Here is a 14410-nt window from a genome sequence, read left to right as displayed (position 1 = left end):
GGGCGGCGCCCACCCGGCGCCGCCCGCCTCCCCCCTTCCTCCCGCCGACATCGAAGGAGATGCACCATGGAGCAGCAGACCTCGCCGCGCTCGACCGAGCCGGGGCTCGTCGTCACCGGAGCGACCAAGATCTACCCCGGGACGACCGCCCTGGACGGGGTCGACCTCGAGATCCGGCCGGGAGAGGTCGTCGCGCTCCTGGGCGAGAACGGCGCGGGCAAGTCCACGCTCTCCTCGATCATCGCGGGCGTCACGGCGCCGACGAGCGGATCGATGACCTGGCGCGGCGAGCCGTACTCGCCGTCGAGCCCCGCCGACGCGATCGCCGTCGGCATCGGGCTGATCCACCAGGAGACCCGGCTGCTCGGCGACCTGACCGTCGCCGAGAACGTGGTCATCGGCCGCTGGCCCGGCAGGGCCGGCTTCGTGAACGCGAAGGCCATGCGCGAGCAGGCCGAGGTGCACCTGCGCCGCCTGGGCTTCCAGGGCCGGATGGACCAGCTCGTGCGCGAGCTGAGCGTCGCCGGCGCGCAGCAGGTCGAGATCGCCAAGGCTCTGATGCTGAACGCGCGCCTGCTCATCCTCGACGAGCCGACCGCCGCCCTCGGCCAGGCCGAGACGGACGCGCTGTTCGAGACCGTCCGCTCGCTCCGCGCCGAGGGCGTCTCGTTCGTCTACGTCAGCCACCGCCTCGCCGAGATCGCGCAGATCGCCGACCGCATCGTCGTGCTGCGCGACGGCCGCAAGATCGCCGAGCACGAGGACGGCCGCATCCACCCCGACCAGCTCGTCGAGCAGATGGTCGGCCGCTCGGTCGAGCGCCTGTTCCCCGAGATCGCGGCGCCCCGTCCCCGCGTGGTCCTCGGCATCGACGGCCTCACCGGCAGCAACGGCCGCTTCGAGGACGTCAGCTTCGAGGTCCGCGAGGGCGAGGTGTTCGGCATCGCCGGCATCGTCGGCGCAGGTCGCACCGAGCTGGTCCGCGCGATCGGAGGCGCCGACGGCGTCTCGGCCGGCACCATCACGATCCAGGGCAGGAACCTCCGCCCGCACCGCCCGAGCGACGCGATCCGCGAGGGCATCGTCCTCATCCCGGAGGACCGCAAGCAGCAGGGCCTCGTGCTCGAGCAGAGCATCACCGAGAACATCACCCTCCCCAACCTCGACAAGGTGAAGGACGGCGGCGGCTGGGTCTCCCCGAAGCGGATGCTGGCGATGGCCAGCGCCATCTCGCAGAAGATGGGAGTGAAGGGCCAGCTCGGCCAGGCCGCGTCGTCGATGTCCGGCGGCAACCAGCAGAAGGTCGTCATCGGCAAGTGGCTCGAGCGCAGCCCCAAGGTCGTGATCCTCGACGAGCCGACCCGCGGCATCGACGTCGGAGCGCGCGCCTCGATCTACGAGATCATCCGCGACCTCGCCGAGGGCGGCACGGCCGTCATCGTCGTCAGCTCCGACCTCGACGAGGTCCTCGGCCTCGCCCACCGCGTCATGGTCCTCGCGCGGGGCCGCAACCAGGGCATCCTCGACGGCGACTCCGCCTCGGCCGCCGCGGTCATGTCGCTCGCCACCGTCTGAACCCGTCCACCACCCCGATCAGGAGCATCATGCCCACTCTCTCCTTCCGCCTCGACGGCGACGTCGCCCTCGTCACCGGAGGCGCCAGCGGCATCGGCCGCGCGATCGCGCTCGGGATCGCCGAGAGCGGCGGCGCGGTCGGCCTCGTCGACCTGCCGCGCGCCGACTTCTCGGCGTCTGTCGCCGACATCGAGGCCGCCGGAGGGCGCGCCCTCGCGGTCCCGGCCGACGTCACCGATCCGGAGTCGATGGCCGCCGCGGTCGCGACGATCCAGTCCGAGCTGGGCCCGCTCACCCTCGCGGTCAACGCCGCGGGCATCGCCAACGCGGCTCCCGCCGAGGAGATGGAGCTGGACGTCTGGAAGCGGCTCTACGACGTCGACGTCACCGGCGTCTTCGTCTCGAGCCAGGCCGAGGCGCGCGCCATGCTCGAGAACGGGCGCGGCTCCATCGTCAACATCGCCTCGATGTCGGGCAGCATCGCGAACCGCGGACTGATGCAGGCGCACTACAACAGCGCGAAGGCCGCGGTCATCCACCTCTCGAAGTCGCTCGCCGCCGAGTGGGCGACCCGCGGCGTGCGGGTCAACTCGCTCAGCCCCGGCTACACGATGACGCCGATGAACTCCCGCCCCGAGGTGGCCGACCAGGTCGCCGTCTTCGCCACGGAGACGCCGATGCAGCGCACCGCGGAGCCGTACGAGATGGCCGGGCCCGCGGTGTTCCTCCTGTCGCCGGCCGCGTCGTTCGTGACCGGCCACGACCTGCTCGCCGACGGCGGCTTCACGATCTGGTGATCGGCGCGCCGCCGGGTCCCGACGGCGTCCGAGCAGCGCTCAGACCTCGGGCTCGGCGGCGAGCCTCCGCGCCGTGTCGACGTCCGTGATCATCACGTCGATCCAGCGGCCGCGCAGCGCCGCGCGCACCGCCTCGTACTTGCGGGCGCCGCCGGCGATGCCGACCCGCCGCGGCACCGCGCGCATCGCGGCGGCGTCGATCCCGACCGTCCGCTTCGAGAAGCCCGTCTCGATCAGGCGGCCCTGCGCGTCGAAGAAGTGCAGGCAGATGTCGCCCACGGCGCCCGCCTCGCTGAGCGCGTCGATCTCGGTCGCCGAGATCGCGTTGCCCGAGTCCTTCAGCATGGGGGAGGGGGCGACGCTGCCGATGCCGGCGATCAGCACCGTCAGCCGCGACCACTCGTCCAGCACCTCGCGGGCGAACTGGTCCTCGAGGATCGCGTCGCGCGCGCCTCGGCTCGCGACGATGCCGGGCGCCGAGAAGAAGACCGGGGAGGCGCCGGTGACGGCCGCCATCCGCTCGACCAGGTGCGTGGCCTTCATCTGCACCGACGCCGTGCCCAGCCCGCCGAGCACCTGCACGATCACGTCGGCCGTGCTGACCGTGCGCGGCGCCATCTTGTCGACCGTCGCGAGCAGGGTCGAGGACCACGACGAGATCCCGACCCGGTCGTGCCCGGTCAGCGTCGTCTCGAAGTAGGCCGCGCCCGCTCCGCTGAGCGCGGCGAGGATCGAGTACTCGTCGTCGCTGCTCGTGTCGGCGACGACCACGTCGGCGAGGCCGAAGCGGTCGCGCACCGTGTCCTCCAGCTCAGAGTGCACGCCCGCGGGCGGCACCACGATCGTGCGCACGATGCCGAGGGCGACCGCCTCCTTCAGCAGCCGCGAGACGCGCGACTGCGAGACGTGCAGGCGCGTCGCGATCTCGGGCTGGCGCAGCCCGTCCTCGTGGTACAGCCGGGCCACCTTGGTCACCAGCGAGAGCCGGTCGATCGAGAGCCGGCTCGGCGACACCGGCCCGGGCCTACTCATCGGCGCCGTCCGCGTCGAGCGCGTCCCTGCTCCCGCCGCGCTCGCGGAGGAACGCCTGCAGCAGCTCGATCGAGGTGACGAGGACGTCCTCGCGCTGGCCGATCTCGAGCAGCCGCGGCAGTCGCGCCATCTCGCCGTCGTCGTCCACGATCTCGGCGATGCCGGCGACGGGGTGCAGCCCCGCGAGCAGGAGCAGGTCGACGGCCGCCTCGGTGTGCCCGTCGCGCTCGAGCACCCCTCCGTCGACGGCGCGCAGCGGCAGGATGTGGCCGGGCCGGGTGAGGGCGGTGGGAGCGGCATCGGGGTCAGCGAGGACCCGGAGGGTGTGCGCGCGGTCGGCCGCGCTGATCCCGGTGCTCAGCCGGTCGGCCGCGTCGACCGTGACGGTGTACGCGGTGCCGCGCGGATCCTGGTTGACGGCGATCATCGGCGGGAGGTCGAGGCGGTCGGCGATCGCGTTCGTCAGCGGCGCGCAGAGGAACCCGGAGCTGTTGCGCACCGTCCACGCGATCGTCGCGGCGCTCGCGGTCTGCGCGGCCAGGACCACGTCGCCCTCGTTCTCGCGGTCCTCGTCGTCGACGACGATGACGGGGCGGCCCTTCCGGAGGGCGGCGACGGTGTCGGGGATGCTGGCGAGGGCCATGCCGTGCTCCAATGATCGAGTCAGGGCACAGCCTAGGGACTAGGCATTCACCCGTGCACGTCCATTCCCGGAGATGACGCCCCGAGCGCCGGTGCCATACTTCCGGGACCGCCGCCCGCCGCGCGGCCCGACCCCAGGAGGCGCCGTGCCGTCCGTGAGCGTCCGCGACGTCGCCGCCCGAGCGGGCGTCTCCGTCGGCACCGTCTCGAACGTGCTCAACCGGCCCGAGCGGGTCGGCGCCGAGTCGGTCCGCCGCGTGCAGGAGGCGATCGCCGAGCTGGGCTTCGTCCGCAACGACGCCGCGCGGCAGCTGCGCGCCGGTCGCAGCCGGAGCATCGGGCTCGTCGTCCTCGACGCCGGCAACCCCTTCTTCTCGGACCTCGCTCGCGGCGCCGAGGCGCGCGCGGCGGAGTCCGGACTGGCCGTCCTGCTCGGCAACACGGGCGACGACGCGCGCCGCGAGGCCGCCTACCTCGACCTCTTCGAGGAGCAGCGCGTGGGCGGCGTCCTCATCTCGCCGCTGGGGGAGGACTCGACGCGCCTCGACCGCCTCCGCTCGCACGGGATCCCCTGCGTGCTCGTCGACCGCCACTCGCTCGACCCCGCGCTCTCCTCGGTCGCCGTCGACGACGTGGCGGGCGGGCGCCTGGCCGTGGAGCACCTCCTGAGCCTCGGGCGCCGGCGCCTGGCCGTGGTGGGCGGTCCGGAGTCGATCCGCCAGGTCGCCGATCGGCTCGCGGGAGCGCGCGCGGCGGTGCGCGAGGTCGACGGGGCCTCGCTCGAGGAGATCGCGACCGACTCGCTGTCGGTGCTCGCCGGGCGCGAGGCGGGGCGCGGTCTCGCCGCGCGCGACCCCTCCGACCGCCCCGACGCCGTGTTCTGCGCGAACGACCTGCTCGCGGTCGGGGTGCTGCAGGCCCTGATGCTGCTGGGTGACGTCCGCGTGCCCGAGGACATCGCCCTCATCGGCTACGACGACATCGCGTTCGCGTCGGCGACCGTCGTGCCGCTATCGAGCATCCGCCAGCCGAGCGCCCTGATCGGCGCGACGGCGGTCGACCTGCTGCTCGACGCCGAGCCGCGCCAGGTGCTCTTCCAGCCCGAGCTGGTCGTGCGCGCGTCGACGGCCGGCTGAGCCTCGCGGAGCGGATCCGGGCGACCCGGCCCGCGGGCCTGCGCGTCCTGCTAGCGTTTCCTGGGCCGCGTCCAAGAAACCCGGCACTCCCGACCCCTCCACGAAAGACGTCATGCGCCGCTCTCTGATCCTCCCCGCCGCGCTCGCCGCCGGCGCCCTCCTGCTCAGCGGCTGCACCGCCGAGTCCGACGCGGGAGGCGACTCCGCGACCCCCGTCGCCGACGGAGTCCTCACCTACGCGTCCGGCGACGCCGAGCCCACCTGCCTCGACCCGCACGTCGGAGGCAACTACCCGCAGGCCCTGCTCGCGACGCAGGTGCTCGAGTCGCTCGTCTCGCGCGAGGCCGACGGCACGATCACGCCGTGGCTCGCGGAGTCGTGGACCGTCTCGGACGACGCGCTCAGCTACGACTTCACGCTGCGCGAGGGCGTCGAGTTCACCGACGGCACCCCGCTGGACGCGGAGGCGGTCGCCGCGAACATCGCGCACCTCCAGGACCCGGCCACCAAGTCCTCGACCGGCTACCTCGCCGTCGCCAAGGTCGAGTCGGTCACCGCCGTCTCGCCGACCGTCGCGCGCTTCACGCTCAGCGCCCCCGACAGCGCGCTGCTCGAGTCGCTCGCCCAGCCGTGGACGGCGATCCAGTCGCCCGCCGGCATCGCGCGCGGCGAGGCCGCCAACTGCGAGGCGCCCGTCGGCACCGGTCCGTTCACCGTGACGGAGTGGGTCAAGCAGGACCACGTGACCCTCACCCGCAACGACGCCTACGACGCCTCGTCCGGCCCGACCGGCGACGGCCACGAGGGCCCCGCGTACCTCTCGAGCATCGAGTGGCGCTTCCTGCCCGACTCGGCGACCCGCTACGCGGCGCTGCAGGCGGGCGAGGTCGACGTGATCGACAACGCGCAGCCCGACACGCTGCAGGCCGCCACCGACGCCTCCGACCTCGTCGAGCTCGACGCCCCGCGCCCCGGCTCGGTCAACCGCCTCGAGCTCAACAGCGGCCAGTCGCCGTTCGACGACGCCGGTGTGCGCGAGGCGTTCCTCCGCGCCGTCGGCGTGAACGACGCCATCGACTCCCTCTTCTTCGGCACCGCCGAGCGCTCCTACTCGCCGCTGTCGAGCAGCGAGGCGACCGCCTACTCCGACCCCTCGCTCTTCGAGGACGCCGGCTCCGACGACGAGATCGCCGCGGCGGAGGAGCTCCTCGAGACCGCGGGGTGGACCGACTCCGACGGCGACGGCATCCGCGAGAAGGACGGGCAGCCGCTCACGCTCCGCTTCCCGGTCAGCACGAACCAGTCGATCCCGGCCGAGCAGTCGCTCTTCGAGCAGATCCAGGCCTCGGCGAAGGCCGTCGGCTTCGACGTCGAGATCAGCCTGCTGGACCTCTCGAGCTGGTACGCGGCCCTCGCGGCGAACGAGTACGAGCTGGTCAGCGCGCCCTACACGAAGGTCGGGCCGGACGTCCTGCGGATCCTCTACTCCTCCTCGGGCATCACTCCGGCGCCCAGCGGCTACTTCGCCAACCACGCGCAGATCGCCGACCCGGCGCTCGACGCGCTGCTCGAGCAGGCGAGCGCGACGACGGATGCGGACGAGCGCGCCGAGCTGTACCGCCAGGCGCAGGAGATCGTGCTGTCCGGCTACTGGATCCTGCCGCTCTACGACCAGCAGAACCACTACCTGCTCCGCTCGTCGGTGCAGGGCGTGGAGGCGCTCGCCACGGTCTCGACGCCGTGGTTCGCCGACGCCTCGGTTTGACGCCGCCGCTGATCGAGTAGCTCGCGCAGCGGGCTCTCGCTGATCGAGTAGCCCGCGCAGAGGGCCGCCGCCCTGCTGATCGAGTAGCCCCGCAGGGGCGTATCGAGATCCACGTCCTCCCGAACGCCGGGTGATCGCGGATCTCGATACGTCGGCTGCGCCGACTACTCGATCAACAGGGTGCGCTCCGTGTCCGGTCAGCACGAGGCATCCTGGTCCTGTGACCCCCTTCGGAAGGAGCACCCCGCATGATCCGCCGCGTCCTCCTCCGCCTGGGCGGCGCCGTCGTCGTGCTCTGGGCCGTCGCGACGGCCGTCTTCTTCCTCATCCGCCTGATCCCCGGCGACCCGGCGCAGGCGATCCTCGGCGGACCCGGCTCGCAGGCGTCGGCCGAGGCGCTCGCCGCGGTCCGCGAGGAGTACGGACTCGACCAGCCGCTCCTCCTGCAGTACCTCACCCAGCTCGGCCGGCTCGCGCAGGGCGACCTCGGCACCTCCTACTCCCTGCGCGTCCCGGTCGTCGAGCTGCTCGGGCAGCAGCTGCCGGGCACGCTGCTGCTGGCCGTCCTCGCGCTCGCCCTCGCGTGGATCCTCGCCCTCGCGACCGCGCTCTGGTCGACCCGCGGCGGCCGGATCGCCGCCGCGCTCGGCGCCGGACTCGAGCTGACCGCCGCCGCCCTCCCGCACTTCTGGCTGGCCACCGTCCTCATCGCCGTCTTCGCGACGACCCTGCGCTGGCTGCCCCCGGTCAGCACCGGAGCGCCGAACGGACTCGTGCTGCCCGCGCTCACCCTCGCGATCCCGCTGGCCGGCTTCCTCGGCCAGGTGATGCGCCGCTCCCTCCTCGACGCCCTCGAGTCGCCCTTCGTGCTCGCCGCTCGCGCCCGAGGGGAGAGCGAGCTGGGGCTGCGTCTGCGCCATGCGCTGCGCCACGCCGTGCTCCCGGGCATCGCGCTCTCGGGCTGGGCGTTCGGCTACCTGATCGGCGGAGCGGTCGTCGTCGAGACGATCTTCGCGCGGCCGGGCCTGGGCCGGACCCTGCTCTCGGCGGTGACCGTGCGCGACGTGCCGGTCGTGACCGGCGTCGTCCTGGTCGCCGCCCTCGCCTACATCCTCGTGACGTTCGCGACGGATCTCGTGGCGCGCCTCGTCGATCCGCGGCTCGCACCCGCCCGCGTCGTTCGCGCCGTCGCGGAGCCGGCCGCATGAGCGAGCTCGAGCTGCGCACCTCCGCGGCCCCCGCGCGCCGACGAGACCGGCGCCGGCGCCTGCGCCTCGGCGAGATCGTCGCGCTCGCCTTCGTCCTGCTGCTGCTCCTCGCCGCGCTCGCCCCGGGGCTCCTCGCCCCCTCCGACCCCCTCGCGATCGCGCCGACCGAGGCGTTCTCGCCCCCGAGCGCGGCCCACCTGCTCGGCACCGACGAGTCCGGCCGCGACGTCCTCAGCCGCGTCATCGCGGGTGCCGGGGCGTCGCTCCTGATCGGGGTGAGTGCGACCGCGATCGGCCTGGCGCTCGGCGCCGTGCTCGGCGTGATCGCCGCGTTCGGCGGGCGGGTGGTGGACGGCGTGATCGGCCGCGTGCTCGAGGTGCTGTTCGCGTTCCCCGCCCTGCTCCTGGCGCTGCTCGTCATCGTCGTGACGGGCCCCGGAGTGGTCCCGGCCACCGTCGCGGTCGGCCTCTCGACCGCGCCCGGCTACGCCCGCATCCTGCGCACGCAGCTGCTCGGCATCCGCGACTCCGACTACGTCGAGGCCGCGCGCGTCCTGGGTCACGGCCCGATCCGCATCCTGCTCCGGCACGTGCTGCCCAACACCTTCGCGCCCCTGGCGGTGCTCGCGACGCTGGGCGTGGGCCAGGCGATCGTCTGGGCGTCGGCGCTCAGCTACCTCGGCCTCGGCGCCGAGCCGCCGGCTCCGGAGTGGGGCGCGATGCTGTCGGCGGGCCGCACGTACCTCGCGAGCGCGTGGTGGCTCACGGTGTTCCCGGGACTCGTCATCGTGCTGACGACGATCGCCACCACGGTGCTCGGCGGCCGGCTGCGGGGAGCGCGATGAGCGCCGTCGTGGTCGAGGATCTGCGTGTCGCGTTCGACGGTGTCGAGGTCGTGCACGGAGTGTCGTTCCGCGTCGAGCCGGGCGAGTGCGTGGCGATCGTGGGCGAGTCGGGCTCGGGCAAGAGCGTCACGGCGCGGGCGCTGCTGGGGCTGAGCGGAGGCGCGGTGACCGGCGGCATCCGCGCCGGCGGAGTCGAGGTGGTCGGTGCGCCCGAGCGGACGCTGAGGGGTCTCCGCGGCGCGGGTGTCGGCTTCGTGCCGCAGGACGCGCTGCTCTCGCTCGACCCTCTGCGCCCCATCGGTCGCGAGATCGGCGACGCGTGGCGCCTGCACGGCCGCCTCTCCGCGGCGGAGCGGTCGCGTCGGGCGGCCGCGGCGCTGACCAGCGTCGGCATGCCCGAGGCGGCCGAGCGGATGCGCGACCGCGCGGGCGAACTCTCGGGCGGACTTCGTCAGCGGGCGCTGCTGGCCTCCGCGATCGCCCTCGATCCTCCGCTGCTCGTCGCCGACGAGCCCACCACCGCGCTCGATGTGACGGTGCAGGCGCGCGTGCTCGAGCTGTTCGCCGAGCAGAAGGCGCGCGGACGCGCCCTGCTGCTGGTCTCGCACGACCTCGCCGTGGTCGCGGGCCTCGCGGACCGCATCCTGGTGCTCGCCGACGGCCGCGTGGTCGAGGACGGACCGGCCGCCGACGTGCTGCGCGCCCCGTCGAGCCCCGAGGCGCGCGCCCTGGTCGCCGCCGTGCCCGCCGGGCGGCCCCGCGGCACCCGTCTGTCGTCCGCCGAGATCCTGCCCCCGCCGATCCCGGGCGACGTGGTACTGCGGGCGTCGGGGCTGCGCACCACCTTCGCGCGCCCGGGTGGAGGCGTGCGGGTCGCCGTCGACGGCGTCGACCTCGAGCTGCGGCGCGGCGAGACCCTCGGGGTCGTCGGAGAATCCGGCTCGGGCAAGAGCACGGTGGCGCGGCTGCTGCTGGCGCTGCGGCGACCGGAGGAGGGGAGCGTCGAGTTCCTCGGCCGCCCGTGGTCGTCGGCGAGCGAGCGCGAGCGCCGCCCGCTCCGCCCGCGGATCGGAGCGGTCTACCAGGACAGCCTGTCGTCGTTCGACCCGCGCTGGAGCGTCGGCCGCCTGCTGCGCGACGCGGGCGCCGGCGACGTCGGCGAGCTCCTCGGGCGCGTGGGCCTCGCTCCGGCGCTGGCCCAGCGCTCGCCGCGGACCCTCTCGGGCGGGCAGCGTCAGCGGGTGTCGATCGCGCGCGCCCTGGCCACGCGCCCCGACGTGCTGATCTGCGACGAGCCGGTGTCGGCGCTCGACGTCTCGGTGCAGGCGCAGATCCTCGACCTGCTCGACGACCTGCAGCGGAGGCACGGGCTGGCGCTGCTGCTGATCTCGCACGATCTCGGGGTGATCGCGCACATGAGCGACCGCATCGCGGTGATGCGCGACGGACGCGTGGTGGAGTCGGGCGACGCCGCGGCGGTGCTGCGGGCGCCGGAGTCGGAGTACACGCGGCGGCTGCTGGCCGACGCTCCGCGGCTCGACCGGCGCTGAATCCGCGGGCCGCTGCGTCGGGCGTCCTCGAGTGGGCGCGAACCGGGCTGTGCGGGTCGGTCAGGCCCCGTCCCGGGTCCACTCGCGGGCATACGCGTCGACGACCGGGCGCTGACCGGGGTGAGCTGCCTGTCCAGGCCCCGTTCCGGCTCCACTCGCCGGCGCGATGTCCGCCCGGCAACGCCTCTCACTCCGCCAGGGCCCGCGTGCGCTGCACCGCCCACACCGTCAGCCCGAAGCCCAGCACCGTCGCGGCGACCAGCATCAGCGCCGTCCAGCCGCCCGCCTGCCACAGCACGCCCGCGAGCGCCGATCCAATGGCCCCTCCCGTGAAGTTGCCCACGATGTACACCGTGTTCAAGCGGCTGCGCGCCGACGGATCGATCGAGAGCATGCGCGTCTGCGCCAGCACCTGGACACCCTGCAGCCCGATCGAGAACACCGCCACCGCGATCAGCACGACCACGATCGAGGTCGCTCCCAGGCCCGCGATCACCACGCCGATCAGCGCCACGACGAGCCCCGCTCCGATCGCCGGCAGCGACAGGCCGCGGTCGTAGAGGCGCCCGACCCGCTGCGCCGAGATCGCGCCGGCGATGCCGACGAGGCTCACCAGTCCGATCGCGGTGGCCGAGTACGAGAACGGCTCGGCGCCCAGGAGGAAGGTCAGGCCCGTCCAGAAAAGCGTGAACGCGCACATGGCCGACGCTCCGATCAGCACGGTCACGCGCACGGCCCGACTGCCCGCGACCGTGCTCAGCACCGAGGCGAGCAGCGTCCCGTAGCGCACCTTCGCGCGCGGAGGCAGGCGCGGGAGACGGCGCGCCATCACGATCGCGAGGACCAGGACGAGCGCGGCGGCGAGGCCGAACACCGAGCGCCAGCCGAGCAGATCGGCCAGGATCCCGCTGATCGCGCGCGAGACCAGCAGCCCGAGCAGCAGCCCGGAGGCGACCGTGCCGAGCACGCGGCCCCGCTGCTCGTCCGTCGCCAGGTCGCCGGCGAGCGGAGTGAGCAGCTGTCCCGCCACCGTCGTCACGCCGATCAGGGCGAGCGTCACGAGCAGCACCGGGAACGCCGGTGCGAGCGCGGTCGTCGCCAGGAACACGGCCGCCAGCACCATCAGCGCGGGGATCAGCCGCCGGCGGTCGAGGGTGTCGCCCAGCGGCACCAGGAGGAACACCCCGATCGCGTAGCCGACCTGCGTCACCGTCACCAGCAGTCCCGCGGAGCCGGGGGAGACGTCGAAGGTCGCACCGATCACTCCGAGCAGCGGCTGCGCCCAGTAGAGGTTGCCGACCGCCGCGCCTCCAGCGATCGCGAAGAGCAGGGTGAGCCCGCGGGTCATGCCGGCGGGGCGATCGACGGTGCTCACGGGGCGGTGGGGGTCGTGGTGACGCGCATGGAGCGATCCTCTCGCGGCGCGGGATGCGGCGCACGTGACCAGACAACTCCTCCCCAGGGGGAGGGCGAGAGGTTCTGTCCAGAGGTGTTCCCGCAGGGCACCCCGCAGAGCGGAGGCGCGACGTAGCGTGAACCCATGCCCCACGATCCCGAGGTGAAGGACTTCCTCGTCTCCCGCCGCGCCCGCCTGTCGCCCGACCGCGTCGGGCTGCCCTCCGGAGGCGTCCGCCGGGTCCCGGGCCTGCGCCGCAGCGAGGTCGCGCAGCTGGCGGGCGTCAGCATCGAGTACTACTCGCGCCTCGAGCGCGGCGACCTCCGCGGAGCCTCCGAGTCGGTGCTCGAGGCGCTCGCCGCGGCGCTCCGGCTCGATGACGCCGAACGCGCCCACCTGTTCGATCTGGCCCGCGCGTCCGGAGGCACGCCGGTGCGCCGGCGCCCGAGGCGCGCGGTCGGAGTCCGGCCCTCGCTCCGCCTCGCGGTCGAGTCGATCACCACCGCGCCGGCCTTCGTCCGCAACGGCCGCCTCGACGTCCTCGCCGAGAACGAGCTGTTCCGCGCGCTCTACGCCGACGAGTACGGCGCCCGCGAGCAGCCCGAGCGCCCGGTCAACCTCGCCCGCTACACCTTCCTCCGCCGCGATCTCTCCGAGCGCTTCCACCCCGACTGGGCGACGGCAGCCGACATCAGCGTCGGCATCCTGCGCACCGAGGCCGGCCGCACGCCCGACGATGCCGGTCTGCAGGCCCTCGTCGGCGAGCTCTCGACCCGGAGCGACGAGTTCCGCCGGCGCTGGGGTGCCCACGACGTCCGCCACCACGCGAGCGGCGCCAAGTTCTTCCACCACCCGGTCGTCGGCGACCTGCACCTCAGCTACGAGGCGTTCGAGCCGATGGGCGATCCGGGCCTGAACTTCTTGATCTACAGCGCTGAGCCCGGCTCGCCGAGTGCCGACGCGCTGACGCTGCTGGCCTCCTGGTGGGCGACGAGGCAGCAGGAGGAGCCGTCTGCCGGTCGCGACCTCGCCGCGCCGCGCCTCGTCCCGCCCCCGACACCGAGGAGCTCCGAATGACCTGGAACCCGACGACCCTCGCGGCGATCGCCGCCTCCGACGATCTGCACGTCTCGCCCTTCCGCGCCGACGGAGCGACGTACGGCACCCCCACCTGGATCTGGTCGGTCGTCGTCGGAGACGATCTCGTCGTCCGCGCCTGGAACGGGCAGCGCTCGCGCTGGTACCGCGCCGCTGTCGAGCAGGGCGCCGGGCGCATCCGGGCGGCCGGCGCCGAGCACGAGGTCGCCTTCGAGCAGGCGGACCCCACGATGCGCGACGCGGTCGACGCCGCCTACCGCGAGAAGTACGCGGGCAGCCCCTACCTCGCGCCCATGCTCGAGCAGGGTCCGGCCTCGGCGACCGTGCGCCTGCTCCCGCTCCGATCACCGCACTGACCGCGCCACTGCCGAGAGGACCTCGTGAACATCGAACCCGCTGCACCCACCGTCAAGAACCCGCCCGAGCAGTTCGTCGGCGACGTCTGGCTCGACCTCCTCGCCGTACCGCACGATCCCGACCAGCGAGCGACGCTCGGACGCGTCCGCTTCGCTCCCGGCGCCCGCACGGCCTGGCACTCGCACGCCCGCGGCCAGTACCTGCACGTGACGCAGGGAGTCGCGCGCTTCGGCGCTCGCGACGGCACGATCGTCGAGGTCCACGCCGGGCAGACCCTCTACACCCCGCCCGGCGAAGAGCACTGGCACGCGAGCGCTCCCGGCGTCTTCATGGAGCACCTCGCCCTGTTCGAAAGCGCGGACGATCCGGCCGAGAGCACGGTCTGGGCCGAGCACATCACCGACGACGAGTACGAGGGGCGGTGACGCCTCCTCCGGCGCGCCGCGACCGTCGAGGGGCGGCGAGGTGGTCGGCTTCACCGGGGACGACGCGCAGGAGGACACCGTGACCGACAGCAGCACCGCCGAGGGCAGTACCGAGGGCCTGATCGCTGTGATCGCCGAGCTCGAGCAGCAGGAGCGCGATCTCGTGCTCGACTCCTTCGACCACGACACGGCGTGGCGGCTCGGCTCCCGCATCGCCGAACTCGCCCGGGAGGCCGGAGCGGCGGTCGCCGTCGACATCCGCCGCCCCGGGCTCGTCCTCTTCCGCGCCGCGCTGACCGGCAGCACTCCCGATCAGGAGTCGTGGATCGCCCGCAAGTCGGCGGTCGTCCTCCGCCTCGAGACCAGCAGCGCCCTCGCCGACGCCCGCTTCACCGCGGCGGGCGCCGATCCGTCGGCCCGCGGCTGGCTCGGTGCGGAGTACGCCGTCACCGGAGGCTCGGTCCCGATCCGCGTGCGCGGCGTCGGAGTGGTGGCTGCGGCCACCGTCTCGGGCCTCGCCTCCCTCGACGACCACGCCCTCGTCGTGCAGGCCCTCCGCGAACTGGTCGCCGCCCAGGGCTGAG

13 protein-coding genes and 1 pseudogene are annotated in these 14410 nt (G+C 73.8%); 11 read left to right on the top strand and 3 right to left on the bottom strand.

Annotation, left to right across the window (positions count from 1 at the left end; genetic code table 11):
- The first annotated feature begins 66 nt into the window (after window positions 1–66).
- On the top strand, window positions 67–1575 hold the full coding sequence (locus tag ASF46_RS19465; RefSeq protein WP_056868633.1) for a sugar ABC transporter ATP-binding protein: 1509 nt from the start codon (window positions 67–69) through the stop codon (window positions 1573–1575).
- A 29-nt stretch (window positions 1576–1604) separates the two neighbouring features.
- On the top strand, window positions 1605–2372 hold the full coding sequence (locus tag ASF46_RS15185; RefSeq protein WP_056868314.1) for an SDR family oxidoreductase: 768 nt from the start codon (window positions 1605–1607) through the stop codon (window positions 2370–2372).
- 39 nt (window positions 2373–2411) lie between these two features.
- Here the strand turns inward: ASF46_RS15185 and ASF46_RS15180 are convergent, their stop codons facing one another.
- Together ASF46_RS15180 and ribB are read right to left on the bottom strand one after the other, a co-directional pair.
- The gene (locus ASF46_RS15180; protein ID WP_056868313.1) at window positions 2412–3404 is read right to left on the bottom strand and encodes a sugar-binding transcriptional regulator; all 993 of its coding nucleotides are present in this window, start codon (window positions 3402–3404) and stop codon (window positions 2412–2414) included.
- 40 nt (window positions 3405–3444) lie between these two features.
- Window positions 3445–4047: pseudogene (gene ribB / locus ASF46_RS15175) on the bottom strand (3,4-dihydroxy-2-butanone-4-phosphate synthase); the annotation flags it as partial.
- Window positions 4048–4192: 145 nt separating this feature from the next.
- Between ribB and ASF46_RS15170 the strand changes: the two are divergent.
- The 5 genes from ASF46_RS15170 to ASF46_RS15150 all read left to right on the top strand — a co-directional run bounded on the left by ASF46_RS15170 (window position 4193) and on the right by ASF46_RS15150 (window position 10550).
- Complete coding sequence (locus tag ASF46_RS15170; RefSeq protein WP_056868312.1) at window positions 4193–5182, top strand: LacI family DNA-binding transcriptional regulator; 990 nt, start codon at window positions 4193–4195, stop codon at window positions 5180–5182.
- 112 nt (window positions 5183–5294) lie between these two features.
- Entirely contained in the window at window positions 5295–6947 is a 1653-nt protein-coding gene (locus tag ASF46_RS15165; protein ID WP_056868311.1) for an ABC transporter substrate-binding protein, read from the top strand.
- Window positions 6948–7195: 248 nt separating this feature from the next.
- Window positions 7196–8155 (top strand): ABC transporter permease, encoded by a 960-nt coding sequence (locus ASF46_RS15160; protein WP_056868310.1) that lies wholly within the window; start codon window positions 7196–7198, stop codon window positions 8153–8155.
- Complete coding sequence (locus tag ASF46_RS15155) at window positions 8152–9000, top strand: ABC transporter permease (protein WP_056868309.1); 849 nt, start codon at window positions 8152–8154, stop codon at window positions 8998–9000. The genes ASF46_RS15160 and ASF46_RS15155 overlap by 4 nt, the downstream gene beginning before the upstream one ends.
- Window positions 8997–10550 (top strand): ATP-binding cassette domain-containing protein, encoded by a 1554-nt coding sequence (locus ASF46_RS15150; RefSeq protein ID WP_056868308.1) that lies wholly within the window; start codon window positions 8997–8999, stop codon window positions 10548–10550. Before ASF46_RS15155 ends, ASF46_RS15150 begins: the two co-directional genes overlap by 4 nt.
- 187 nt (window positions 10551–10737) lie before the next feature.
- Here the strand turns inward: ASF46_RS15150 and ASF46_RS15145 are convergent, their stop codons facing one another.
- Complete coding sequence (locus tag ASF46_RS15145) at window positions 10738–11925, bottom strand: MFS transporter (RefSeq protein ID WP_235576961.1); 1188 nt, start codon at window positions 11923–11925, stop codon at window positions 10738–10740.
- A gap of 165 nt (window positions 11926–12090) precedes the next feature.
- Between ASF46_RS15145 and ASF46_RS15140 the strand changes: the two genes are divergently transcribed.
- The 4 genes from ASF46_RS15140 to ASF46_RS15125 all read left to right on the top strand — a co-directional run bounded on the left by ASF46_RS15140 (window position 12091) and on the right by ASF46_RS15125 (window position 14409).
- Window positions 12091–13023 (top strand): helix-turn-helix domain-containing protein, encoded by a 933-nt coding sequence (locus ASF46_RS15140; protein WP_056868307.1) that lies wholly within the window; start codon window positions 12091–12093, stop codon window positions 13021–13023.
- The gene (locus ASF46_RS15135) at window positions 13020–13400 is read left to right on the top strand and encodes a DUF2255 family protein (protein ID WP_056868306.1); all 381 of its coding nucleotides are present in this window, start codon (window positions 13020–13022) and stop codon (window positions 13398–13400) included. The genes ASF46_RS15140 and ASF46_RS15135 overlap by 4 nt, the downstream gene beginning before the upstream one ends.
- Window positions 13401–13424: 24 nt before the next feature.
- Window positions 13425–13826 (top strand): cupin domain-containing protein, encoded by a 402-nt coding sequence (locus ASF46_RS15130; RefSeq protein ID WP_056868305.1) that lies wholly within the window; start codon window positions 13425–13427, stop codon window positions 13824–13826.
- A gap of 79 nt (window positions 13827–13905) precedes the next feature.
- Complete coding sequence (locus ASF46_RS15125) at window positions 13906–14409, top strand: heme-degrading domain-containing protein (RefSeq protein WP_235576960.1); 504 nt, start codon at window positions 13906–13908, stop codon at window positions 14407–14409.
- Window position 14410: the final 1 nt, after the last annotated feature.

The sequence above is a fragment of the Rathayibacter sp. Leaf296 genome (assembly GCF_001423045.1).
Taxonomy (GTDB): Bacteria; Actinomycetota; Actinomycetes; order Actinomycetales; family Microbacteriaceae; genus Rathayibacter; species Rathayibacter caricis.
This window is presented reverse-complemented; position numbering and strand designations above follow the sequence as displayed.

What these genes read in the sequence shown, in the direction of transcription:
- ASF46_RS19465 (WP_056868633.1), top strand. Translation starts at nt 67, where the DNA reads ATGGAGCAGCAGACCTCGCCGCGCTCGACCGAGCCGGGGCTCGTCGTC.
- ASF46_RS15185 (WP_056868314.1), top strand. Translation starts at nt 1,605, where the DNA reads ATGCCCACTCTCTCCTTCCGCCTCGACGGCGACGTCGCCCTCGTCACC.
- ASF46_RS15180 (WP_056868313.1), bottom strand. Translation starts at nt 3,404, where the DNA reads ATGAGTAGGCCCGGGCCGGTGTCGCCGAGCCGGCTCTCGATCGACCGG.
- ASF46_RS15165 (WP_056868311.1), top strand. Translation starts at nt 5,295, where the DNA reads ATGCGCCGCTCTCTGATCCTCCCCGCCGCGCTCGCCGCCGGCGCCCTC.
- ASF46_RS15160 (WP_056868310.1), top strand. Translation starts at nt 7,196, where the DNA reads ATGATCCGCCGCGTCCTCCTCCGCCTGGGCGGCGCCGTCGTCGTGCTC.
- ASF46_RS15155 (WP_056868309.1), top strand. Translation starts at nt 8,152, where the DNA reads ATGAGCGAGCTCGAGCTGCGCACCTCCGCGGCCCCCGCGCGCCGACGA.
- ASF46_RS15150 (WP_056868308.1), top strand. Translation starts at nt 8,997, where the DNA reads ATGAGCGCCGTCGTGGTCGAGGATCTGCGTGTCGCGTTCGACGGTGTC.
- ASF46_RS15140 (WP_056868307.1), top strand. Translation starts at nt 12,091, where the DNA reads ATGCCCCACGATCCCGAGGTGAAGGACTTCCTCGTCTCCCGCCGCGCC.
- ASF46_RS15135 (WP_056868306.1), top strand. Translation starts at nt 13,020, where the DNA reads ATGACCTGGAACCCGACGACCCTCGCGGCGATCGCCGCCTCCGACGAT.